Origin of the sequence: Pseudoalteromonas shioyasakiensis, assembly GCF_024518675.1 — a bacterium.
Taxonomy (GTDB): Bacteria; Pseudomonadota; Gammaproteobacteria; order Enterobacterales; family Alteromonadaceae; genus Pseudoalteromonas; species Pseudoalteromonas shioyasakiensis_B.
On sequence record NZ_JANIGL010000004.1, the window covers coordinates 255355 to 280422 of the forward strand.

Sequence of the window (25068 nt, forward strand, 5' to 3'; positions counted from 1 at the left end):
AGGAACTAAGAATGCAATTACATAATTTAAAAGATGATTCTCAAAAAGTATCATTTGTTGAAGCGGTTAAAACAGGCCTTGGCCGTAATCAAGGGGTGTTTTTTCCTGAATCACTAGCACCAATGGCAGATATTGATGCCTTGCTTGATATGGATTTTGTTAGCCGTAGTTCGGCGATTTTATCGCACCTGATTGGCGATGAACTCCCAGCAGATACCGTTGCGCAAATGGTACAAAATGCATTTAACTTCCCGGTTAAATTAGTCCAAGTAGAAGAAAATGTATATTGTCTAGAGCTGTTTCATGGGCCAACCCTTGCGTTTAAAGACTTTGGTGGGCGTTTTATGGCGGAGTGTTTAGCGCAGTTCAGCCAAGGTGAAAAAACCACTATTTTAACGGCAACATCAGGTGATACTGGTGCTGCTGTGGCACATGCTTTCTATAATAAGCCAAATATCGACGTAGTCATTTTATACCCTAAAGGCAAAATATCACTGGCTCAACAAAAGCTATTCACTACCCTTGGCAATAACATTCATTGCTATGCAGTAGAGGGCAGCTTTGATGATTGCCAAAGCATGGTAAAAAATGCCTTTTTAGATGATGAAGTAAAAACCCGCCTAGGCTTGAACTCAGCTAACTCAATCAATATTAGCCGTTTAGTTGCACAAGTATGTTATTACTTTGAAGCCATCGCACAGCTACCAAAAGAAAAACGTGCTACTGCACATGTTTCTGTACCAAGTGGTAATTTTGGTAATGTGTGCGCCGCGATGATCGGTGCCGTAATTGGCTTGCCAGTTGCTAAGCTCAGTGCCACAACCAATCAAAATGATACTGTACCGCGTTTTATTGCCGATAAAAACTGGGCTCCTAATGCTACAATCGAGTCACTGTCAAACGCAATGGATGTGAGTAAGCCTAATAATTGGCCTCGCGTGCAAACCATGCTAGATAATAACTGGTTTAGTTATGATAATTTTTACTCAACCAGTGTGGATGAAAACGACACCCAAGCTGTTATGAAAAAAATCCAACAAACAGGGTACGTTGCTGAACCACACACGGCTATTGCCTACCAAGGCCTAAAAGCTGATTTAGCCCCAGGCAGCGCAGGTATATTCTTAGCAACTGCACACCCAGCTAAATTTAAAGAAAGTGTTGAAGAGATTTTAGCTATTGAACTTGATATGCCAAAACCGCTTGCAGACGCACTTGCAAAGCCTTGTTTAGCACAAGATATTGATAACGACTATGACGCACTTAGAGAGATCATCTTAGCAAAGCTGGGTTAATTAAGCTTTTTTAAGCTAAAGAGAAAGCGGCATCGACTGCAAAGTGATGCCGTTTTTGTTTATTTGTAGAATAGAGTTGGGACATCTGTTGATACACACGGTAGTAAAATCGTCAGATATTCGCACTATAACAAACATAAAAACTGCCAATAGGGGTAACAATAAGTATTGCAATCCAAATAAAAAGTTTAAATAGAGGGTGGAATCTTATATAGGTTTAGCGCGCATAATAATTTTACTATTACTCTGACTTTAACTGCATTTTTGTTTGCACCAGAAAGGTTCTAAGGCAATTAATTAACACATTTAAATTATAAATGTCTGCTAGTTTTGTTTATTAGTAATTTTTATGTTTCTATAAAAAAATATCATTACAAAAACACTGTGAATTAATTTCAATCCCTGTTTAAATATGTTCAACATAAGAGCATAGGCAAATTGACGTTTTCAGCGTATAATTCAGCCTTCAAAAAAATACCATACACGTTGCCCTAGGAGCCCCCATGTTAGAACGTAGCATGAATATTTCGGATTTTGATCCAGAGTTATTTGCAGCAATCAATAAAGAAACTGCACGTCAAGAAGAGCACATTGAGTTAATTGCATCTGAAAACTATTGTAGCCCACGCGTATTAGAAGCGCAGGGTTCACAGCTTACAAATAAATATGCAGAAGGCTACCCGGGCAAGCGTTACTACGGTGGTTGTGAACATGTTGATGTGGTTGAGCAACTAGCTATTGACCGTGCAAATGAATTGTTTGGTTCTGATTACGCAAACGTACAGCCTCATGCTGGTTCGCAAGCAAACGCAGCTGTGTTTTTAGCGCTTTTAGAAGCAGGTGATACAGTACTAGGCATGAGCTTAGCGCATGGCGGTCACTTAACACATGGTTCACATGTAAGCTTCTCAGGTAAACTTTACAATGCCATCCAATACGGTCTTGATGAAGCGACGGGTGAAATTGATTATGCACAAGTTGAAGCGCTAGCGCTTGAGCATAAACCAAAAATGATCATCGGTGGTTTCTCTGCATATTCAGGTATTGTTGATTGGGCTAAATTCCGTGAGATCGCGGATAAAGTCGGTGCATATTTATTTGTAGATATGGCTCACGTTGCAGGTTTAATTGCGGCGGGTGTTTACCCAAGCCCAGTTCCTCATGCCCACGTTGTCACTACAACGACGCATAAAACGTTAGCAGGCCCACGTGGTGGTTTGATCATTTCTGCATGTGGCGATGAAGCTATCTATAAAAAGCTTAACAGTGCAGTATTCCCAGGTGGACAAGGTGGTCCTTTATGTCACATCATTGCAGCAAAAGCAGTGGCATTTAAAGAAGCACTTCAACCTGAATTTAAAGAATACCAAACCCAAGTTGTTAAAAATGCTCAAGCAATGGTTGCAGTAATGCAAGAACGTGGCTACAAAATCGTTTCAGACAAAACTGAAAACCACTTGTTCTTACTTGATTTAATCGACAAAGACATCACAGGTAAAGATGCAGACGCAGCCCTTGGTAATGCTAACATCACTGTAAACAAGAACTCGGTACCAAACGACCCTCGTTCACCGTTTGTTACATCAGGTCTTCGTATTGGTTCACCTGCAATCACTCGTCGTGGTTTTAAAGAAGCTGAATCAAAAGAGCTTGCAGGTTGGATTTGTGATGTACTAGACAACATTAATGATGAGTCTGTACAAGCACAAGTTAAAGAGCAAGTTAAAGCAATCTGTAAAAAGTTACCAGTTTACGCTTAATTGGTAATTTAGATCACAATAGCGATGTTTTTTGCTATTATAAAGGCCGCCCTAACGCGGCCTTTTTAGTTTTTGATTCGGAAACAGACACCTATGCATTGTCCATTTTGCACCGCAAAAGATACCAAAGTGATAGATTCACGTTTAGTTGGCGGTGGTCACCAAGTTCGCCGTCGCCGTGAATGCAACGAATGCCATGAGCGCTTTACCACTTTTGAGGGGGCTGAATTGGTGATGCCAAGAGTAATAAAGCAAGATGGCAGCCGCGAACCATTTAACGAAGACAAGCTGCTTAACGGTTTACATCGCGCGCTAGAAAAGCGCCCTGTTAGTACTGAGCAAGTAGATGAGGTTGTTAATATTATTAAATCTCAATTGCGTGCAACCGGAGAGCGTGAAATTTCGAGTCACTTAATTGGTGAATGCATTATGGAGTCATTAAAAAAACTCGATAAAGTTGCTTATGTCCGTTTTGCTTCAGTATATCGCTCGTTCGAAGATATTCGCGAGTTTGGTGAAGAAATAGCGCGTTTAGGCGATTAGTATGCAATTCACAGAGCAAGACCACTTTTATATGAGCCGTGCTATTGAACTGGCAAAGCGTGGCCGTTTTACGACAACCCCCAATCCTAACGTTGGCTGTGTATTAGTTAAAGATGGCGAGATTGTTGGTGAAGGTTTTCATCAATTAGCAGGGCAAGGCCATGCTGAAGTCAATGCTTTAGCAATGGCAGGGGAGCAGGCAAAAGGGGCTATCGCCTACGTTACGCTTGAACCATGTAGCCATTTTGGTCGAACGCCGCCGTGTGCCGAAGGTTTAAAAAACGCTGGAGTGCGTAAAGTGATCGCCGCAATGGTCGATCCTAATCCGCAAGTAGCAGGGAAGGGATTAGCCATTTTAGCTGATGCAGGCATTGAGGTCGCATCGGGTTTACTTGAACCACAAGCCCGGTTATTAAATCGTGGCTTTCTAAAGCGTATGGAGCGGGAACTGCCATTTGTAACGTGCAAAATGGCGGCGAGCCTTGATGGTAAAACAGCATTGCAAAATGGCCAAAGTAAATGGATAACCTCTACTAAAGCGCGCCAAGATGTGCAGTTATTCCGTGCACAAAGTTGCGCAATTTTAACTGGCGCTGACACCGTACTAGTTGATGATGCAAAATTAAACGTACGTCAAAATGAATTACCGCAAAAACTACCAACAACGCTTCCACTGCGTCAACCTATTCGCGTTATTGTTGATTCACAAAACAGGTTAACCCCTGACTTAGCGCTTTTTAGCATTGAAGGTGAAATAATAATCCTTACCACAAAGCTTGATAAATCTAAACAATGGCCGCATTACGTTAAGCACATTGTAGTGCCTGAAAAAGAACAAAAAGTAGATTTATTAGCAGCACTAAAACTATTAGCACAACAACAAATAAACTCTATTTGGTTAGAAGCAGGTGCAACCCTTGCCGGTGCCATGACTGAACAAAATTTAATTGATGAGTTTGTAATCTATCTTGCGCCTAAATTGCTAGGAAATGACGCGAAAAGTTTACTAAATTTTGCAACTCTGACTAGTATGCAAGATACTGTTAACCTCGCTATCAAAGAATGTGCATGTGTGGGCGAAGATATCCGTATTATCGCCGACATTGCGACAACGAAATCGTCTTAACTTATTATTGAGAGTAACCATTATGTTTACTGGTATTATTGAAGCAACTGGGGTCATTAGCAATTTGCGAAAAACCCAAGGCGATTTAGCTATTCGAATTCAAAGCAATGACTTAGATATGTCGGATGTTAAACTCGGCGATAGCATTGCCACCAATGGCGTGTGTTTAACCGTAGTTGAAAAACATCAGGATGGCTTTTGTGCTGATTTATCTAATGAAACAATCAGCCTAACGGGATTTGCGCATTATCAACAGGGACAAAAAGTAAACCTTGAAAAAGCCATGCAGCCTGTATCTCGCTTAGGCGGCCATTTAGTTTCAGGGCATGTTGACGGTATTGCTACAATTACCGGCATCACAGCGAATGCACGTGCAACAGAGTATTGGCTTACAACAGATGCTGAGCTAATGAAGTATATACCTTATAAGGGCTCGGTGTGTGTTGACGGTATTAGCTTAACGGTTAACGCTGTTGAGGGGAATAAATTTAAGCTTACTATCGTTCCCCATACAGCAGAACAAACAACGATTGCTGATTTTAAAGTAGGCACACAAGTAAACTTAGAAGTTGATCAAATAGCCCGTTATTTAGAGCGTTTGATCAAAGGTGCAGAACAGCCTGCAGGTTCAGATATTTCAATGAGCTTATTAGCTCAAGCCGGTTTTATGAAGTAATAACCAAACCAACTCAAGATACGAATTGGTTTGGCTAAATAGACTCCACAACTTAATTATGAGTAGATTATGAATTTACACAGCGCACAAGAAATTATTGATGACATTAAAGCCGGTAAAATGGTTATTTTAATGGATGACGAAGACAGAGAAAATGAAGGCGATTTAATTATTGCTGCTGAGTATATTAGTGCTGAAGCCATTAACTTTATGGCGACCCATGGCCGCGGCCTTATCTGTCTAACGATGACACAAGAGCGCTGTGAGCAGCTTGATTTACCATTAATGGTTAAAAATAATGGTGCTGCATTTTCTACTAATTTCACTATGTCGATTGAAGCATCTAAAGGCGTGACGACAGGTATCTCTGCCGCTGATCGGGCGCGTACAGTACAAGCTGCCATTGCAAAAGGCGCAGTACCAACAGATATTGTACAACCTGGGCATATTTTCCCTATTATGGCTCAACCAGGTGGTGTACTAACGCGTGCAGGTCATACAGAAGCAGGTTGTGATTTAGCGCGCCTAGCGGGCCTTGAACCGTCGTCGGTAATCGTTGAAATACTCAATGCAGATGGCACTATGGCGCGTCGTCCAGATTTAGAGATATTCGCGAAAGAACATAACATTAAAATTGGTACTATCGCTGATTTAATTGAATACCGTAACATCAACGAAACCACAATTGAGCAAGTTGCTAAATGTAAGCTACCGACTCAACATGGTGAGTTTGATCTAGTAACGTATAAAGACACCATTGATGGTCAACTCCATTACGCTTTATTAAATGGTGAAATTAAAGCTGATGAGCCAACGCTAGTACGTGTTCACTTACAAAGTACCTTTAATGATATTTTGTTATCAGATCGCAGTGCCGACCGAAGCTGGGGTTTATCAGAAGCCATGGCTTATATTGCAAAGCACCAAGGTGCATTGGTAATTCTTGGTAAACAAGAGTGCACAGAAGAATTAGAAGCGACAGTAAAAGCATTTGCCGCAGAAGATGTGGGCGAGAGTGTTAGCCATCGTAAATTCCAAGGTACATCGCGGACTGTTGGCGTGGGATCACAAATATTGGCTGACTTGGGTATTAAACAAATGCGTTTAATGAGCAGACCGAAAAAGTACCATGCGCTTTCTGGTTTCCATCTTGAAGTTGTTGACTATGTAGAGCCGCAATAAGCTAGGCTATTTTTTTATTTTTATGCTATGATGCGCTGCAATTTTTGCGCAATCGCTTGAACTTATTTTTAGGGTTATCGAATGAAAATTATCGAAGGTAATAAATACGCACCGGGCAAGAAATTTGCCATTGTCATTTCACGCTTCAATGACTTTATTGGTAGCAGCCTATTAGCAGGCGCTGTTGATGAATTAAAGCGTACTGGTGGTGTATCTGAAGATGATATCACTGTAGTTTATGTACCGGGTGCGGTTGAGTTACCTTTAGCAGCGAAACGCGTTGCAGCAAAAAAAGAGTATGATGCAATCATCGCTTTAGGCGTTGTGATCAGAGGTGGTACACCACACTTTGACCTCGTTGCTGGCGAATCAAACAAAGGCTTAGCGCAAGTGTCGCTTGAGTATGATATCCCGGTTGCATTTGGCGTATTAACCACAGAAAGCATTGAGCAAGCGATTGAACGCGCTGGCACCAAGATGGGCAACAAAGGTGGCGAAGCTGCTTTAGGTGCGCTTGAAATGGTTAATGTGTTAGATAAAATTTAAGTTTAAGGAATTTTTGTGAAACCAGCAGCAAGACGTAAAGCACGTATCTTAGCACTTCAAGCCGTTTATTCTTGGCAACTAAGTGGCAATGCAATTGCCGATATCGAACAACAAATGTTGATCGAAAACGACGTGACTAAAATCGACGTTGAATATTTTAAAGACCTCGCTCGTGGCGTTGCTGTAAATAAAACGCAACTTGACGAAGCTGTTTCTCCACATCTTACTCGTCCATTTGATGAGTTAGATATGGTTGAAAAGGCGATCTTACGTCTAAGCGCTTATGAGCTAAAATTCCGCGAAGATGTACCATACAAAGTAGCCATCAATGAAGGTATTGAGCTTGCTAAAATTTTTGGCGCAGAAGACAGCCATAAATTTGTCAATGGTGTATTAGATAAAGCAGTTAAACAATTACGTAAGTGATTTAACTGCAAGAAGGAGAGCCGGCATAGGCCGGCTTTTTTGTGTATGAAGGAATTTGAATTAATAAATCGCTATTTTAAAGGCCGTGGTATTACTCGTCGTGATGTGAACCTTGGAATTGGCGATGATTGTGCTTTAGTAACCGTACCAGAAAACTGCCAGTTGGCGGTCACGACAGATACTTTAGTGGCTGGCGTACACTTTTTTGCTGATATTTCTCCTCGTGCTTTAGGTCATCGTGTGCTTGCGGTTAATTTAAGTGACTTGGCGGCCATGGGGGCAGAGCCCACTTGGGTGTCAGTGGCTTTAACGCTCCCTACTATTGATGTTGAATGGCTTGAAGAATTCACTGAAGGCATGCATGAGATTGCCGAGTATTTTAATGTGCAAATAATCGGTGGTGATACAACGCAAGGTCCATTATCAATTACTATTTGCGCTAAAGGCACAATACCGCATGGAACTGCATTAAGACGCAGTGGTGCAAAAGTGGGTGATTGGATATACGTGACGGGGCCATTAGGTGATGCAGGGCTTGCCATTGAAGCGCGTAAGCAAGGTATAACAGTCGCACCTGAACACCTTCGCTATATTAACCAACGATTTGACTACCCAACTCCACGTGTTGCTGCCGGTCAAGTGCTAAGAGGTGCCGCTTCTGCCGCAATTGATATTTCAGATGGCCTCATGGCTGATTTAGGGCATATTTTAGCAATGTCGCAGGTGAGTGCGCAGATCAACGTTGATAAAGTGCCAACCTCAGATGCAATGCGTGATACGCTAAATAAAACACAGCAACTGCCTTTTATTTTAAATTATGGTGACGACTATGAACTCTTGTTCACCGTTCCTGATGATAATAAAAGTATGTTGGAATTAAAACTGCGCCAATATGGAGTTGAAGCAAGCTGTATTGGCCAAATTAAAAGTGGTGAAGGGCACATCGAGCTGATGCTTGATGGTGAAAAGCTTGAATATCAAGAAACAGGCTTTGAACACTTCTCCAAGGAGCCGGTTTGAGTAACCCAGCAAAATTTAATTTAAAGCGCCCACATCAATTTTTTGGTTTGGGCTTTGGTTTAGGCTTGGCTCCTAAAGCACCTGGAACCTTTGGTACTTTTGCAGCCCTGCCGTTTATTTTTATGACCATGCACTATCCACTTTGGTTACAGGTGGTTTTTGCTATAGTGATCAGTGTGTTCGGTATTTGGGCTTGTGGCAAAACGGCTGACGATTTAGGCGTTCATGATCATCCCGCTATTGTTTGGGATGAAGTCGCCGGTTTTTATATTACTATGGTAGGGGCAGCGCTTAGCTGGCAGTCTTTACTGGTGGGCTTTTTATTGTTCCGCTTTTTTGATATTGCTAAACCTGGGCCAATTCGCATTCTAGATAAAAAAATGCATGGCGGCGTAGGTATTATGGCTGATGATATTTTAGCGGGTATTTTTTCATTAATTTGTGTTCAGGCTCTTTTTAAAGTGGGTTACTTACCCTTTTAACCTTAGTTTTTGCAGCGGGGTATTGACGTTATGATGCGATATTTTTTGGTTGTAGTTTTACTGCTATGCAGTCTACCAAGTAGTGCGTCAATTACTGATTATGTTGTAAAGCAATGGAATATTCAAAATGGTTTACCTTCGCAGTCTCTCAAAAGTGTTGTACAAGATGAGCAAGGCTACATGTGGTTGGGAACGCAGTTTGGCTTAAGCCGTTTTGATGGTAATACATTCACTAACTACAATACCGTAAATAGCCCGTTTTTACCGAGTAATGGTATCAATAAGCTACTGATTGATAGTGATGGTAATTTATGGGTAGGAACTAAAAGTGGTGTTGTTGTTCTAGACCCTGAAACAATGGCTGCGCAAGAGTTTGTTGTTAAAGGGCCTGTTCGTGATGTACTAGAAGACTCCCGTGGCGGTATTTGGATTGCTGCCAATGGTTTGTATTTTGTACCGCGCAACCAAATTAATTTAACTAGTAACAACCTAGCTGTAGCAAGTGTTAATGCGATTGCCGTCAATCAAATTGCAGGATCGGTAAGCCAGTTAGCACTTTCTCCTGAAGGCATTTGGTTGGTTAATGAGCGACAGTTACTGCGTTTAACAAATTCCTCATCTGATTTTGCCAAACTACGTTTGGAGCTTACCGCGAAAGTCTCATTACCCGAACGTGTGGCGCAAACCATTATCCATGATTTAGCTTGGCTTGAAGGTAACCTCTATTTAGCTTCCGAGCTCGGTGCTTATTTTCTTGATTTGGATGATGAACTAAGACCTTTTCCTTTACCAAATGCTAATAGCTCCGCTGTTTACAAGTTTATGAGTGACTCTGATGGGGCTTTGTGGATTTCAACTTATGGCCGCTTATTGTTTCGAGATAACTCAGGTGAGTGGCAATGGGTGGAGCCTAGTCAGTTAGATCAAAGTATTTGGTTTGCAGATTTATACCGTGATAATGACAATAATATTTGGCTGGCCAGTTTTAGCGAAGGCTTGTGGCTTGCTCATGAAGGCCGAATAGAGCGTCATTCTGCTATATCGCAAATGACCGAAGCGGTTATGGCTATCACGCAAGCACCAGACGGACGACTTTGGGTCGCTAATCGAAGTGGTGTGGGTTATTTCGATTTAGATAAAAACTTTATAAATCAAATTCCGAGTAATCAATACGGTAGAGCCGCCGTACATGATCTACATTTTGATGGTGGACGACTTTATATAGCCACAGGGCGAGGACTGTTTTTCTATGAAAACAATAGTTTATTCTCTGTCCCAGGTCGTTCATTAAGGGATAATCCGGTCTTTGCTATTAGCGACTCAAGTAAAGGGGGATTGTGGGTCGGAACAGGGCGCGGCATGTATCGCCTTAGTTATGGTGGCATCACTCCTTTTGCCTATAATGCTTTTTTAGGCAGTAAGTTTATTACTTATGTTGTTGATAAAGCTAATTTTGGTTTAATTGGTACCAGTAAAGGCGCTTATTATTTTACCGATCGTGGTATTGAAAAAATAGGCGACCAAACCTCATTAGAAAGTGCTTATGTAACCAGTATTTTGCATATTGATGGCGTGGGAATTTTAATTGGCTCATTAAACGATGGTTTATTTTATCGCAGTACCACAGGCCAATGGCGTCAACTTGATGCGACTGATGGTTTACCTTACGGCTCTATTTTTAGTTTACGTTATGATGAAAAATTAAAACGAATCTGGGTAAGCACAATGAAAGGCGTTTACCGAATGCCTGTTGAGCAGTTCAGTGCTGATATTGAAAGCTTAAAAGTAGAGCAAGTGATTTCTTCGTTTGATCGTCAATTAGATGGTAAGGCAAGCCAGTGCTGTACTGGACTTGGCCATGATGCAGTTGCCGAACAAGGTAACTCCATGTGGTACCCAAGTTTGCAAGGGGTGGTTGAAATCCCCAAAGATATTGAGCTATTTGGTATTAAAGCGCTGCAACCTAAAGTGGAAAGTATGACCACTAACCAACGCAAATTGGCAACTGCGGCGTTGGGGCGAAATCCTATGCTTGATACTGATGAGCGTGATGTAACGCTTAAATACACTGCGATTGATTATTATGCGCCAACAAGTATTGAGTTCCGCTATCGCCTAAGTGGTTTAGATAGCGATTGGCGTTATGCCAACACGCGGCGGGAGGCTATTTATACCAACTTACCACCCGGCGCCTTTTTATTTCAACTTGAAGCTAAACGTCAAGGGGAAGGTTGGCAAAAAGCACAACGTACGGAGTATTCGTTTGTTGTACCAAGACGGTTTGATGAAACCATTTATTTTCGATTATTGATCACCAGTAGCTTTGTATTGCTATTGTATTTAGTGTTTTGGGTTTTCAGAAAACAAGAGCGACGCAAACAAGCCGTGCTTGAAAGCTTAGTCACTGAGCGTACCGGTGAGCTGCGCCAAGCCAATGATAAGTTAAATCAGGTTAACTCACAGCTTAAGTTAGTGAGTCATTCTGATGAACTGACAGGGCTTAGAAGCCGTCGTTTTTTGTTTGATCAATTACCAAAAGATATTGAACACTTCCAACGTAACTCTCAGTCTCTGCAGGCCCAAGGTAAATCACTGGTGTTAGTTATTATTAATTTTGATAACTTTAGCCGAATTAATGATGCCTACGGACCAATAGGTGGTGATAGTTGCTTGCAGCAAATGGCGGCATTATTAAATTCACGTACGCAAGGGTCTGACTATGTGGCACGTTGGAGTGGTGATGAATTTTTATTGCTACTACGTGACTTTAAACGCAGTGCGATAGATAAGTATGTTTCAGAGCTTTGCAAGGGCATTGCTGAACATGCATTTAAGCTACCAAATGGCGAAAGCATTAACTTAACAGCCTCAATTGGCTTTTCATTCTACCCACTGCCTTTGTTAGGTGGACAAGTCATTGGCTGGGAAACATCTGTTAATTTAGCGGATATGGCTTTGCATCAGGTTAAAAAGCGTGGCGGTGATGGCGTTGCCAATATTACCTTTGATGAGCAATTAGATGCGTTTGAATTTGAGCAAACCAATAATGTTGAACAGCAACTTAGTGTATTACAGGCTAATGGCTTAGCTGATATAAAAGTGTGGATGCGTTAATTTTTTGCTGTTATGGCCAGTAATTAGAAAATGCCCTAACGTATAACGTTAAGGCATTGGGAGGCCAACTAACGACAGGAAACTGACGTCGATGGTTAATGGTTAAGCCATGTTGGTAAAATAGAGACTGATTCTGGCGCAGTAAATGAATAGCTTAAGCTTGGCGCAATATCACCGCTTGGGCTATTTAATATATTGTCAAAACGCATTACTAATCCATTTGACTTCTCGGCGACATAGAGGTGATTACCTGTATACATTATATCGACAGGGTTACCAAGCATACTCAAAGGGCCTGCAATATTGACACTGACATTATTCAAGCCAGAGCTCATTCCTGCATTACTTAGCACGTACAATTTACCATCAGTTGCGTCTGCCGCACTGCCCACATCTGAGACGATTAGCGAATCACTAAGTGAGTCATAATCGATACCATGGATGTTGCTTGGTGCAGGAAATGCAGCGCCGCCAGTTGCTGGGGTGATAAGGCGGTCTTCACCTGTAATTGTACTCATACCAGCCATCAATTTACTTTTTACTTCATCAAAAACGGCAATTGTACCATTGGTTAATGCAACAAATGCTCTATCAGTCGCAACATCGTAATCAACATCCCAAGGGCGAGCACTATTACTTGGTGTAAGCGTAATTAGTGGTGAAGAGTCCCCAGTTGTACAGCTTGAAAACACCAAAACTCCTGGCGTTGTTGCATTATTTTCGGCAACAAAAACTAAGCCGCTGTCTGATGCTACATCCAAGCCTTTAGGCGAGATAAGGCCAGTGTTACTTCCACTGATGATCGAATCTTGGCTTAGTGAAAAAACCTCACCATCACGATGCATAGCAACTTTATTAGATATCACTATCCCACCAGTAGAAGTGGTGCTGTTATCAAATGTCGTATAGCTATTACCTGCTTTATCAAAGGTCACACTTTCAATAGTTTGGCTAGCGTTATAATTGCCATGTTCACTTGTAAGTGGTGCATTTAGGCGAGAAATTTGTCCTGTCGTAGGCCCTGTAGTACTCGGGTTGCTACTGACGGCAACACCCATCAGTGGCATATTTGACATATAGCTGTCTGATACATCTGCCATATTACTATGCATTACAGTTTCGGTTATAGATTCTGGTTTAATAGTCGCAGTCACACTGTTGGGACTTATATCACCGCTGGCACCTGAAAAGATATTACTAAAGACCAGTACCGCATCGTTTGATTTTTCAGCAACGCGTAAATCAGTGCCAGTTAAGCTAATATCAACGGGGTTACCGAGCATACTTGCTGGGCCTGAGATACTGCGGGCAACGCTGGTATTACCATCTGCAAGTGATGCATTATTGATCACAAATAAGGCACCATCAGTTGCATCACTGGCACTACCTACATCTGAAAGTACTAATTTATTGGTTTTGGCATCATACGCGATACCATGAATATTGACTGAGATCTTTTCACCCGCATCATTACTTGGTGTAATTGTACGGGTTGGCATTGCCATAAAACCGCCATCTACATAACTGTCATATACAGCCACATCACCATTTGTTAGTGCTACATATAAGCGGTCGTTGTTATCGTCATATGTCACATCCCATGGCTTTGCATCGGTTACTGTGCTTGCCAAAGGGGCTGCATCACCTGCCGCAGCTGCACCAAAAACAGTGATCTGCATTGCATTAAAGTCTGCTGCAAATATAAGCCCGCGTTTATTTGATACATGAATACCTTTAGGATTTACCAAGGTGGTATTAGTGCCAGTAATTGTACGGTCACGATCAGTATTAAACATGCCACCGTCAGTACGGCTTAGCACTTGGCAAATAGTACTGATAGCCCCATTGCCTGAGTCACTTGCTTGAATTAAATTGCCTAATTTATCAACAGTAACACCTTCATTTGCACCACTGTTGAATGTTTTTAACTTTGCTGCATTTTGATCAATTAGATCTATGGTACCCGCATTGTCAGTGCCGTTATTCGCTAAAATAAATGTTGCGGCATTAAAGCCAGGTGTGCCATCAGCACCATCTGTACCATTATCACCTGGGGCGCCCATTTCACCCTGCATGCCAGCAGGACCGGCATTGCCATCATCGCCATCACAACCAGTTAAACCTATTAAAATTGCTAGACTAAGCGCAGATAAGCACATTTTGCTTGTCATTGAACGAGACTGAATAGATTGAGAAATTTTGCCTGAGTTGAACGTTTTCATAGTTTGTACCTTCTTAAATATTCCATCAAATGTGAACATACAAAGAGTTTTACTTAAAACAGCTTAAACTTTGCTCACGAGTTAACCTCAGTGAGTAAACGTTTAAGGAATATAATTGGATGCAAATAAAAGAAAATAATCGGATTTTATTTTTAGTGTTATGATTTTAAATAAAAAAAAGGAGCATTTGCTCCTTTTTTATTTAACCTTGAAAGGTAAACAGACCCTAGTCAGTAACAAATTTTTGTATGCTGTCGAGGATACCCTGAGCACCTAAACCCATTTCATCATGCATTTGCTCTTGCGTACCATGCTTGATGAATTCATCTGGAATACCTAGATTTAAAATGCTTACCTTTGCTTTCACTGCAGCTAAATACTCATTAACCGCAGAACCTGCACCACCAACAATAGCATTGTCTTCAAGTGTAACAATCGTGTCGTGATCAGCAAGTAGGGCATCAATTAAGCTAGTGTCTAATGGTTTTACAAAGCGCATATCAACTAAGCTAGCGCCTAATTTATCGCAAGCCATATCAGCGTTTTCTAGTAAGGTGCCAAAAGATAAAATAGCAATATTACGGCCTTGTTTAACAACTCGGCCTTTACCGATTTCAATTGCGGTCATTTGCTCGTTGACTTCGCTATTACCGGCACTACCTCGAGGATAGCGCACTGCTACTGGCTGATTGCATTGATAGCCGGTATAAAGCATTTGTCGGCATTCATTAGTATCGCTTGGCGCCATGATGATCATATTTGGAATACAACGCATAAAGCTTAAATCATAGGCTCCTTGATGAGTTTCGCCATCAGCACCTACTATGCCTGCACGGTCTATTGCGAACAACACCGGTAAATTTTGCAATGCAACATCATGAATAAGTTGATCATATGCGCGTTGTAAGAAACTAGAATAAATTGCGACAACGGGCTTTAAGCCTTCACATGCAAAACCTGCAGCAAGTGTAACAGCATGTTGTTCGGCAATAGCGACATCAAAATATTGCTCAGGATACTCTTTAGAAAAGCGTACCATACCAGAGCCTTCACGCATTGCTGGAGTAATTGCCATTAGCTTGCTATCTTGGCTTGCCATATCGCATAGCCAATCACCAAACACTTTTGAGAAGGTTGCAGCCCCTGGCTTCGATTTTGGTAAGCTTGAAATCGCAGGATCAAACTTTGGTACACCGTGATAGCCAATCGGATCGGCTTCAGCAGGTTTATATCCTTTGCCTTTTTGGGTTTTTATATGCAGTAACTGTGGCCCTTTTAAATTACGCATATTACGTAATGTATCAACCAGCATGTTGACATCATGACCGTCAATTGGCCCTATGTAATTTAGGCCTAGCTCTTCAAAGAAAGTACCGGGGATCACCATGCCTTTTAGATGCTCTTCCATTCGGCTCGCTAACTCTTTTACCGGTGGGACACCAGAGAGTAGTTTTTTACTGCCTTCACGGATATTTGTGTAAAAGGAGCCAGATAAAATGCGCGCAAAGTGATTCGTTAAGGCACCGACATTTTCAGAAATAGACATTTCATTGTCGTTTAAAATAATCAGCATGTCAGACTTTACATCACCGAGGTGATTCATCGCTTCAAAAGCCATACCCGCAGTAATCGCACCATCACCAATTACAGCAACTGTTTTACGACCTTTGCCTTCTTTTTGCGCCGCAATTGACATGCCAAGCGCTGCGGAAATAGATGTACTTGAATGGCCAACGCTAAAGGTATCGTATGCACTTTCATCGCGATAAGGAAAAGGATGTAAGCCATCTTTTTGGCGAATAGTATGCATTTGGTCACGACGACCGGTCAGTATTTTGTGCGGGTATGCTTGGTGACCCACATCCCATACAATGCGATCTTCAGGTGTGTTATATACATAATGCAGAGCAACAGTAAGCTCAACTGTGCCTAAGCCTGAGGCTAAATGTCCACTACTTTGCGACACTGAATTAAGTAAATAATTACGCAATTCGTCGCTAAGTACAGGTAGTTTATGTTGCGCTAAATCACGCAGTTGGGCTGGCTCGTCAACCAAACCTAATAATGGATACTTGCTACTATCAAGTGTCATGATATTTAATACATCCTTCGCAAACCAGAGGTTATTATAGCGTATTATAACTCTGATTTTTTAGTTATTTTGTGTGTCGTCAGTTGTTGGGTATTGAGCTGTTTTTAATAGTCACGTTCCACTATGTACTTGGCTAAACTTTCAAGTTGTTTAGTATCAGCGTCAATTTTTGATAAGGCATAAAGTGCATTATCTAATAATTGGTGTGCTTTTTGTTTTGCACCGTCAAGGCCAAGCAATGCAGGGTAAGTTGCTTTATTTGCCGCAACATCAGAACCTTGCGGCTTCCCTAAGGTTATAGTGTCACCTTCTACGTCAAGAATATCGTCTTGTACCTGAAAAGCCAAGCCAATTGCATCGCCAAACGCTTTTAACTGAGCTAATGTATTTTCGTTTGGGTTTGGCGCGCACAGTGCACCTAGGGTTATTGCGCAATTTAGTAATGCACCGGTTTTTAATTGATGAATACGTTCAAGTTGAGCTAAGTTGATCAGCTGATCAGTTGCTGCTATATCCAGTGCTTGTCCACCCACCATACCTTCAATGCCTGAAGCCTTACTTAATGCTGCAATCATTTTTAGCTGTTGCGAGGCAGTTACTTGAAAACGATGGTTTGCAATTAAATCAAATGCTAACGTTTGCAGTGCATCCCCGGCTAATATTGCTTGTGCTTCACCATAGACAATATGACAAGTGGGTCTGCCCCGACGTAAGTCATCATCATCCATTGCAGGTAAGTCATCATGTACTAATGAATAGCTATGAACACATTCAATGGCTGCAGCAAGAATATCTAAGTCTTTTTTGTTGGCCCCCAACATTTGCCCAGTTGCATAAACCAGAAAAGGCCGAATACGTTTTCCACCATTGAGCACACTGTAGTGAGTTGCTTCTTTGATGCTTTGTTCAGTATCTAAGGGCTGCGCAAAGTAAGAATTTAAAGTCGCTTCAACATCATGTTGAGCCGATTGAATTTGTTGTTTTATTAGCACTGCTTATTCCACATCATTATTAAAGTTACTTAATGTAGATTGAGGATCATTGCCCATTAAGATAGCCACTTTTTGTTCTGCCTGTTGTAGCTTATTTGATGATGCATTTGCCAACGCAATACCGCGTTCAAATTGCTTTAATGACTGTTCAAGCGATAAATCACCTTGCTCCATATCTGTGACGATTACGGATAATTCTTCAAGTGCTTGCTCGAAGCTCAGGTTCTCTGGTTTTTTGGTCGCCATAGTGGATTCAACTTAGATGAAACAAATGTGAGGCCAATTTTAGGGGGAATGCTAAACTAGGTCAAAGACTGATGCATTTTTTTTATGTTTTTATGACTTAAGTGTTCTTTAATTAGCTGAATCACAGCTTAATGCTTGCGGGATAGGCATGTTTGATTAAAATGAGGTTATGGCAATATTACCGTTCCATCATTTTTTTGATGAAATGATTTAAGTAATTCAATGTATTGCCGATAAGCAGTTAATAAGAAGAGTATATTACTGCAGTAGCAAAATAATAATTCCTCTGGAGGGGTAAGTGGATTTAGCAACCATTATAGGAATTCTCGGAGCAATTGGCTTAATCGTGATGTCGATGGTGCAAAGTAGTAATGGTGAAGTGTCCATGTTCTACAACACACCGTCGGTGGTCATTGTATTTGGTGGCTCTATTTTTATTGTGTTATCAAACTACACTATGGGGCAATTTCTCGGTATTGGTAAAGTGTGCGCTAAAGCGTTCATGTTTAAAATAGAATCCCCGGAAGAGTTAATTGAAAAAGCGGTAGAGCTTGCGGATTCAGCTCGAAAAGGGGGGTTTTTGGCTCTTGAAGAAGCTGAAATTCCCAATGCATTTATGCGTAAAGGGGTTGATATGTTAGTCGATGGGCATGATGCTGATGTAGTACGTGCAACATTGCAAAAGGATATTTCGCTTACAACCATCCGCCATGAATCCGGTGCCGGCTTATTTAAAGCGTTGGCCGACATCGCCCCCGCTATGGGCATGATAGGTACACTAATCGGTTTGGTTGCTATGTTATCGAATATGGATGATCCTAAAGCGATTGGTCCTGCAATGGCGGTTGCGTTATTAACAACCCTATATGGTGCCTTTTTAGCAAATGTTATTGCTATTCCTATCCAAGTAAAGTTAGAGCTTCGTAAAGAAGAAGAAGCAATGAACCAGCGTTTAATATTAGATGCTGTATTAGGTATTCAAGATGGTCAAAACCCAAAAGTAATTGAGGGAATTTTGAAAAACTACCTCGCTGAGTCTAAGCGCAATGTGGATACCGAGGAGTAAGCATGTCTGAGCAAGAGTGCAAATGCCCGCCTCCAGGTTTACCAGCATGGATGGGAACCTTTGCAGATTTAATGTCGCTATTAATGTGCTTCTTTGTGCTCTTACTCGCATTTTCAGAAATGGATGTGCTTAAGTTCAAACAAATTGCAGGCTCAATGAAATTTGCTTTTGGTGTGCAGAATAAAATAGAAGTTAAAGACATTCCAAAAGGAACCTCAGTGATCGCTATGGAGTTCACTCCCGGTAAACCTGAGCCTACCCCTATTGAGACGATACAGCAGCAAACAGTTGAAATGACACAGCAAATGCTTGAATTTCAAGCTGGAGATGAAAGTTCCGCAGGAGGCCGTCAAGAGCAGCGAGGCAATAAGCGTGGTGGTGAATCTCAAAGTACTGCGCAACAGCAAGCATTAGAGCAAGCCACAGCTTCTGCTGATCAAGAGCAAGTCAATGAACTGGTGAAAAAAATAGCTCAGCAGTTAGAGCAGCAAATCTTGGATGGCGCGATTGAACTTGAATCATTAGGCCAGCAAATCATTATTCGTATCCGTGAAAACGGCTCATTTCCATCTGGGAGTGCTTTTTTACAGCCGCGTTTTAAGCCTATCATTCAAGATATTGCGACTTTATTAAAAGATGTACCCGGTGAAATTACAGTGTCAGGACATACTGATGATTTTCAAGTATCTAACGAGTTATATAGCAATAATTGGGACTTATCATCGAAACGTGCTGTGGCAGTTGCAACAGAAATGCAAAAAGCCCAAGGTTTTGATAAAAGTAGGATGGTTGTTGTTGGCCATGCCGAAACTCGGCCATTGGTACCCAATGACTCCGATGCTGATAGGCGGCGTAACCGTCGCGTTGAAATTTCGATTATGCAAGGTAAAGCGAAAGAGTCCGATCCAATCGAGGTTAGGTAATGATGCTTGGCAAAGTACCTATTTTAGCATAAAGTAAACACTCCTTAACAAGTGTAATGGAGTGACTTATGAAAAAGATTGATAAATATAGCTATATGCCGGGTAATGGTGATGGTGGTGATGACGATAAAACAGATTAAGGTAATTTGATTTTGCCTGATTGGTTTGTTGAAATTCGAATTTTTTTAAGTAACAGCTGGGTTTTTATTCTTAGCCCAGGTATCCTCATTTTTTACTTTCGTAAAGATTGGCCTGCATTTCGTTTTGCGCTGATTACTGCCGCCTTCTTTTTGTATGGCACATTCATATATTCAACGCTTAGAGAGTTGGATGAACCATACATTTGGCGCTATGTTGTCTGGGCATTTAATGATTTAGCGTGGATGGCTTTAATTGCTTATTTAGGCATAAAAGATAAAGTTTACCTATGGCAATCTGTATTGGGTCAACTTGTCGTTTTGGGAGCACCTATCTTACAGTTATTTCGTTTAGTTGATCGTCACCTTTGGGATTTATCCTATAGCACCATGATGTATAAAACACTCCTACCCGTTATCAATATTACTACAGTGGTCGTGTGCTATTTACCCCTAATCTACCTATTACAGCGTAAACCTCAGGTTAATATTTCCCAGTAAATTTTCCTGTGCTAAAATACTGTTTAAATAAACAGTTGTTATGGTGCAAGTGTGAAATTATACATTGCTGAAAAACCTTCCCTTGGTCGTGCTATTGCCGACGCTTTACCCAAGCCACATAAAAAGCATGATGGATATATTGAAGTTGCTAATGGTGATTGTGTTTCTTGGTGCATTGGCCATTTGTTAGAACAAGCTGAACCTGATGACTATAACGAGCAATATAAAAAGTGGCGCTTTGATGATTTACCCATCATCCCTGAGCAATGGCAATTAAAAGCTAAAACAAAAACTCGTAAGCAACTCACCGTGTTAAAAAAGCTAATCAAACAAGCTGATCAATTGGTTCACGCAGGCGATCCAGATAGGGAAGGACAGCTGTTGGTTGATGAGGTCATCGACCAAGTCAAACTATCTCAATCAAAAAAGCAGCAAACTCAACGTTTACTCATTAGTGATTTAAATACAAGCGCGGTAAAAAAGGCGTTAAATAATCTGCGCACTAACCGTGACTTTATTCCATTAAGTGTCTCGGCATTAGCACGTTCTCGTGCCGACTGGCTATTTGGCATGAATTTAACTCGGGCCTATACGTTGGCGGGACAAAAAGCAGGGTTTGGAAATGTACTTTCAGTGGGGCGAGTGCAAACTCCAATCCTTGGCTTAGTGGTAAATCGAGATAATGAGATTGCTAACTTTGTAGCAAAACCATTTTATGAAGTGTTGGCTCACTTAACAACATCAGAGCAACACTCGTTTACAGCTAAATGGCAACCAAGTAAAGCGTGTGAACCTTATCAAGATGAAGAAGGGCGAGTACTACACCGCGGCCTTGCTGAAAATGTGGTATCAAGAATCTCTGGGCAAGAGGGGGAGGTGACGGCACTTGAGCAAAAGCAGAAAAAACAACAAGCCGCTTTACCGTATAATTTATCGGCGCTACAAATAGATGCGGCAAAAGCGTTTACAATGCCAGCACAAAAAGTATTAGATATTTGCCAAATTTTATATGAACGCCACAAGCTCATTACTTATCCTCGTTCAGATAACCGTTATCTGCCAAAAGATCACCACCGGGAAGCTGCGAGCATTATAAAAGCGATTGCCAGCAATGGCGGACAAAGTGAAGCGCATTGTAATCAGGCTGATACGGGTAAGCGTAGTAAATGTTTTAATGATGCAAAGGTAGCTGCACACCACGCCATTATCCCGACCGCTAAACAATTAACGTCGGCAAGGTTGAACTCAGACGAAGCAAAGGTTTATAGCTTAGTTTGTCGGCATTACCTCATTCAGTTCTACCCTGACTATATATTTAATGAAACAAAGGTTGAGGTAACTATTGGTGGAGGTTTATTTAAAGCGAATGCAAAACAAGAGGTCAGCTTAGGTTTTAAAGTACTCATGGGTAAATCAGAGCTAAAAGATGAGCAAACTTTACCGCCGTTAGTTAAAGGGCAAATGCTTGACTGTAGTCATGGCGAAGTGGTTGATAAAATGACGACCCCGCCAGCTCACTTTACGGATGCAACCTTGTTAAGTGCCATGACGGGAATAAGTCGTTATGTGAAAAACCCAGATATTAAAAAGATTCTAAAAGACACTGATGGCTTAGGGACTGAAGCAACCCGTGCAGGTATTTTAGAACTATTATTCAAGCGTCGCTTTTTACAACGTCAAGGTAAAAGCATTTTAGCTACAGAGACAGGAAAAGCACTCATAGGTGTATTACCCGAAGGCTTAGCGAGTCCTGATTTAACAGCGAAGTGGGAAGCTTCATTAGGCGACATCGCAGAGCAACGCATGAGTTATCAGCAATTTCTTACCCCATTGCTAAGTGACTTAGCACAATTTATAACACAAGCTGGTCAGTGCAATAGTCAAGTATTTGCCCAGTTACCAAAAACGCGGCAAAAGCGACGTTTTAAAAGAAAGGCTAAACCAAAAGCAAAATCGAGCTAGTTATTAAACAGCGCAACGGCTGCATTACTCATGGCTTTAATACCAGTAGGAAGAGCGACCTTATAATCGGGTGCAAATTTGCTTGAATGCAATGATGGTAGAGTTTGCCCTGATTTTTGTGCTGCAATATATTGAGATTTTTCTACGCCACCGAGCCAAAATAACGTGATAGGAATATTTTGTTCGGTTCGGCCATATAAACCAAAGTCCTCGCCAGCCATAACTGCTTGCGTTTCTAGCACATTATCTTTGCCAATAGCTGAGCTAATCGCATTACGTACAATATTTGTTTGTTCAGGGTTATTATAAGTTGATGGAATTGACTCATCTTCATGTACATATACTTCAGGCATGAGCGACTTATCTAGTCCAGCGCTTAGCGCAATACCTTGTGAGATTCGTTTAATAGCGGCAATTTGTTGTAAACGCACTTCTGGGTTATAGCTGCGTAATGTGAGTTGTAGTTTTACTTCGTCAGAGATCACATTGTGCTTAGAACCCCCATGAATAGAGCCAACGGTTATAACAGAAGGTTCTAGCGGAGAAAGTTCGCGGCTAGTAACAGTTTGTAGTGCTAATACAATACGTGATGCTATAACGACAGGATCAATAGTGGTGTGTGGGTAAGCGCCGTGACCGCCTTTCCCTTTTACTGTTATATCAACAGAGTCAACACTGGCCATAGTGTATTCGTTTTTCATACTTACTTTACCAGCCGGAACACTAGCGCTTACATGTAAGGCAATCACGTGATCAGGTGTAGGGAACTTAGAGAATAAGCCTTCTTTTAGCATCGCTTTTGCACCACCACCGACTTCTTCAGCTGGTTGCGCGACCATCATTAATGTTCCCTGCCAGGAATCTTTATGCTGAACGAGCTGTTGTGCCGTGCCAATAAACGAGCTCATATGAATATCATGGCCGCAGCCATGCATAACACCAACTGTTGCCCCTTCATCATTGGTAATCGTGACGTTAGATGCATAGGATTTTCCTGTTTGCTCAATTATTGGCAAACCATCAGTGTCAGTGCGGATCATCACTGTGGGGCCATCCCCATTTTCATAAATACCTACGACGCCAAACCCACCAATATTAGAAGTAACATCAAATCCAATTTGCTTTAATTGCCGCGCAATTTTTTGACCTGTTTGTTGCTCGTGGTATGAAAGTTCCGGAGATTGATGCAAATCTAAATAAAACTTTTCGATAGCAGGCATGGTTTTATCAAGGTTGAGATCTAACGTTTTAGCACAGGCTATTGGACTAATAAAAAGCAAGGCTGCATATATTTTGTGAAATTTCATAAAAGACCTTTTGGCTGGTGGCTTGTAATTATTGTTATCGACACCATATAAAACCCTAAATAGTCTGATATGGCAATCAATCGTAATGAATAATATGGTAAATGTTAACCCACAAAATCTTCAGCAAGTATTAGGTGAAACTTCACAGCAAAAACTTGTCCTACTTAGCTTCTATTCGGCACAAAGCCCTGAGTGTCAATCACAAGCCGCTATTTTAGAGAAAATTGCCAGCGAATATGGTGAACACTTACTTGTTGCAACTCTTGATTGTGATGTAGAGCAGCAACTAGCTGCTCAATTGGCACAGCAAATTGGTTTGCAAACACTACCAACACTTGTGTTTTTAAAAGACTCAGCCCCTGTAGATATGTTGCCCGGAGCACAAACTGAGCAGCAAATACGTGATATATTAGCTAAGCATTTACCTGCACAGCATGAACTACTATTAGAGCAAGCCAAACAAGCCCTTGTTGCACAAGATTTAAATAGTGCATTTAATTACGCAAAGCAAGCCTACGAACTTGATACAAGCAATTCCCGTATTAAGTTAGTTTTGGCGGACATATGCATTCAAATACATAAACTAGATGATGCGCAAGCTTTGTTAGATACCGTAGAAGAAAGTGAGCGAGATGCTTATTACACTAATATTCGAGCTAAGTGCGAGCAAGCTTTAGAAGCCACAGATTCACCAGAAATAAAAGCACTGCAGTTAAAAGCTGAGCAACATCCTAATGATTTAGATATTAAAGTGGAATTAGCGACTGCACTCAATAGCGCAGGTCGTAAAGAAGATGCGCTAGAAACTTTGTTTAGTATTTTAAAGAAAGATTTAAATTTTGCTGATGTAAAGCCGACGTTTCTTGAAGTTATTGCATCTTTACCGGATGGAGATAGTTTAGCTGCTAAATATAGAAGAAAGCTCTACAGCATCCTGTATTAATTAATTTTATAGATTCGAGCGCTGTTAATTTACAGCGCTTTTTTATATCTAAAACTTGATAAATACATAAATTAGACACTATTTAAATTCCTCTCGAGAAATACTGATGATAATTCAATCAGTAAATAGCCTCTTTTAGATGTTTTAGTTTGTTTTTTAAGCGGGTGGACTCTTTTTTAAAGTTTCTGATTAAAAACGCTTGCGTAAAAAGCGTATCTCCCTATAATGCGCATCCACTGACCCAGCAGGCAGCAATGAAAAGCGCTGAACAAAGGGTGAGAGAGTCGAGTAAAACTTAATATTAAAACTTCTTAAAATTAAGTGTTGACAAAAAAATAGGAAAGCGTAAAATGCGCAGCCCTAGCGAGATAAAGCAATGCGCTTTAATCGCAACGTTCTTTAACAATATAAAGCAATCATCTGTGTGGGCACTCGTACAGATTGAGTTCTAACAGCCAAGCTACTTCGTTCTTTATTGAGCAAGTAACGAGGCAAAAAATTTAGAGT

Annotated in this window: 21 protein-coding genes; 16 read left to right on the forward strand and 5 right to left on the reverse strand. The window is 41.1% G+C overall.

The annotated features are described in order from the left end of the window. Positions 1–11 precede the first annotated feature (11 nt). The 11 genes from thrC to NQT69_RS13960 all read left to right on the forward strand — a co-directional run bounded on the left by thrC (position 12) and on the right by NQT69_RS13960 (position 12170). A complete protein-coding gene (gene thrC / locus NQT69_RS13910) occupies positions 12–1295 on the forward strand; it encodes a threonine synthase (RefSeq protein ID WP_256828291.1) in 1284 nt (427 codons plus the stop codon). Between the two features lie 503 nt (positions 1296–1798). After that, a complete protein-coding gene (gene glyA / locus NQT69_RS13915) occupies positions 1799–3055 on the forward strand; it encodes a serine hydroxymethyltransferase (RefSeq protein ID WP_256828292.1) in 1257 nt (418 codons plus the stop codon). A 93-nt stretch (positions 3056–3148) separates the two neighbouring features. Continuing rightward, positions 3149–3598 carry a transcriptional regulator NrdR gene (nrdR, locus tag NQT69_RS13920; RefSeq protein ID WP_054552576.1) on the forward strand — a complete coding sequence of 150 codons (450 nt, stop codon included), beginning with the start codon at positions 3149–3151 and terminating at the stop codon, positions 3596–3598. A gap of 1 nt (position 3599) precedes the next feature. Then, the gene (ribD, locus tag NQT69_RS13925; protein WP_256828293.1) at positions 3600–4724 is read left to right on the forward strand and encodes a bifunctional diaminohydroxyphosphoribosylaminopyrimidine deaminase/5-amino-6-(5-phosphoribosylamino)uracil reductase RibD; all 1125 of its coding nucleotides are present in this window, start codon (positions 3600–3602) and stop codon (positions 4722–4724) included. 22 nt (positions 4725–4746) lie between these two features. Then, entirely contained in the window at positions 4747–5400 is a 654-nt protein-coding gene (locus NQT69_RS13930) for a riboflavin synthase (RefSeq protein ID WP_256828294.1), read from the forward strand. Positions 5401–5469: 69 nt separating this feature from the next. Continuing rightward, positions 5470–6582, forward strand: a complete 1113-nt coding sequence (ribBA, locus tag NQT69_RS13935) for a bifunctional 3,4-dihydroxy-2-butanone-4-phosphate synthase/GTP cyclohydrolase II (RefSeq protein WP_256828295.1) — start codon at positions 5470–5472, stop codon at positions 6580–6582. Between the two features lie 81 nt (positions 6583–6663). After that, complete coding sequence (ribH, locus tag NQT69_RS13940) at positions 6664–7128, forward strand: 6,7-dimethyl-8-ribityllumazine synthase (RefSeq protein WP_087530959.1); 465 nt, start codon at positions 6664–6666, stop codon at positions 7126–7128. A gap of 15 nt (positions 7129–7143) precedes the next feature. Next, positions 7144–7554 carry a transcription antitermination factor NusB gene (nusB, locus tag NQT69_RS13945; RefSeq protein ID WP_087530958.1) on the forward strand — a complete coding sequence of 137 codons (411 nt, stop codon included), beginning with the start codon at positions 7144–7146 and terminating at the stop codon, positions 7552–7554. Between the two features lie 45 nt (positions 7555–7599). Beyond that, positions 7600–8574, forward strand: a complete 975-nt coding sequence (gene thiL / locus NQT69_RS13950; protein WP_256828297.1) for a thiamine-phosphate kinase — start codon at positions 7600–7602, stop codon at positions 8572–8574. Then, on the forward strand, positions 8571–9056 hold the full coding sequence (locus tag NQT69_RS13955; protein ID WP_256828298.1) for a phosphatidylglycerophosphatase A family protein: 486 nt from the start codon (positions 8571–8573) through the stop codon (positions 9054–9056). The genes thiL and NQT69_RS13955 overlap by 4 nt, the downstream gene beginning before the upstream one ends. A 30-nt stretch (positions 9057–9086) precedes the next feature. Continuing rightward, entirely contained in the window at positions 9087–12170 is a 3084-nt protein-coding gene (locus NQT69_RS13960) for a ligand-binding sensor domain-containing diguanylate cyclase (protein WP_256828301.1), read from the forward strand. 95 nt (positions 12171–12265) lie between these two features. Here the strand turns inward: NQT69_RS13960 and NQT69_RS13965 are convergent, their stop codons facing one another. The 4 genes from NQT69_RS13965 to NQT69_RS13980 all read right to left on the reverse strand — a co-directional run bounded on the left by NQT69_RS13965 (position 12266) and on the right by NQT69_RS13980 (position 17722). Further along, a complete protein-coding gene (locus NQT69_RS13965) occupies positions 12266–14392 on the reverse strand; it encodes a hypothetical protein (RefSeq protein WP_372823256.1) in 2127 nt (708 codons plus the stop codon). Between the two features lie 226 nt (positions 14393–14618). Continuing rightward, on the reverse strand, positions 14619–16484 hold the full coding sequence (gene dxs, locus NQT69_RS13970; RefSeq protein ID WP_256828302.1) for a 1-deoxy-D-xylulose-5-phosphate synthase: 1866 nt from the start codon (positions 16482–16484) through the stop codon (positions 14619–14621). Between the two features lie 104 nt (positions 16485–16588). Beyond that, a complete protein-coding gene (gene ispA / locus NQT69_RS13975; RefSeq protein WP_256828303.1) occupies positions 16589–17476 on the reverse strand; it encodes a (2E,6E)-farnesyl diphosphate synthase in 888 nt (295 codons plus the stop codon). Positions 17477–17479: 3 nt separating this feature from the next. Next, a complete protein-coding gene (locus NQT69_RS13980; RefSeq protein ID WP_256828304.1) occupies positions 17480–17722 on the reverse strand; it encodes an exodeoxyribonuclease VII small subunit in 243 nt (80 codons plus the stop codon). A 298-nt stretch (positions 17723–18020) separates the two neighbouring features. Here NQT69_RS13980 and pomA point away from each other — a divergent pair, with 298 nt between their 5' ends. The 4 genes from pomA (at position 18021) to NQT69_RS14000 (ending at position 22311) form a co-directional block, all read left to right on the forward strand. Continuing rightward, positions 18021–18788: a flagellar motor protein PomA gene (gene pomA, locus NQT69_RS13985; RefSeq protein ID WP_256828305.1), complete on the forward strand. Its 768-nt coding sequence runs from the start codon at positions 18021–18023 to the stop codon at positions 18786–18788. Positions 18789–18790: 2 nt separating this feature from the next. Then, positions 18791–19711, forward strand: coding sequence for a flagellar motor protein MotB (locus NQT69_RS13990; protein ID WP_256828306.1), 921 nt, complete (start codon positions 18791–18793; stop codon positions 19709–19711). A gap of 152 nt (positions 19712–19863) precedes the next feature. Continuing rightward, positions 19864–20349 carry a hypothetical protein gene (locus tag NQT69_RS13995; protein ID WP_256828307.1) on the forward strand — a complete coding sequence of 162 codons (486 nt, stop codon included), beginning with the start codon at positions 19864–19866 and terminating at the stop codon, positions 20347–20349. Positions 20350–20400: 51 nt separating this feature from the next. Then, positions 20401–22311, forward strand: a complete 1911-nt coding sequence (locus NQT69_RS14000) for a DNA topoisomerase III (protein ID WP_256828308.1) — start codon at positions 20401–20403, stop codon at positions 22309–22311. Here NQT69_RS14000 and NQT69_RS14005 read toward each other — a convergent pair. Then, on the reverse strand, positions 22308–23618 hold the full coding sequence (locus NQT69_RS14005; protein WP_256828309.1) for a M20 metallopeptidase family protein: 1311 nt from the start codon (positions 23616–23618) through the stop codon (positions 22308–22310). The genes NQT69_RS14000 and NQT69_RS14005 overlap by 4 nt on opposite strands. A gap of 85 nt (positions 23619–23703) precedes the next feature. Here NQT69_RS14005 and NQT69_RS14010 point away from each other — a divergent pair, with 85 nt between their 5' ends. Next, on the forward strand, positions 23704–24561 hold the full coding sequence (locus tag NQT69_RS14010; protein WP_256828310.1) for a tetratricopeptide repeat protein: 858 nt from the start codon (positions 23704–23706) through the stop codon (positions 24559–24561). Positions 24562–25068 lie beyond the last annotated feature (507 nt).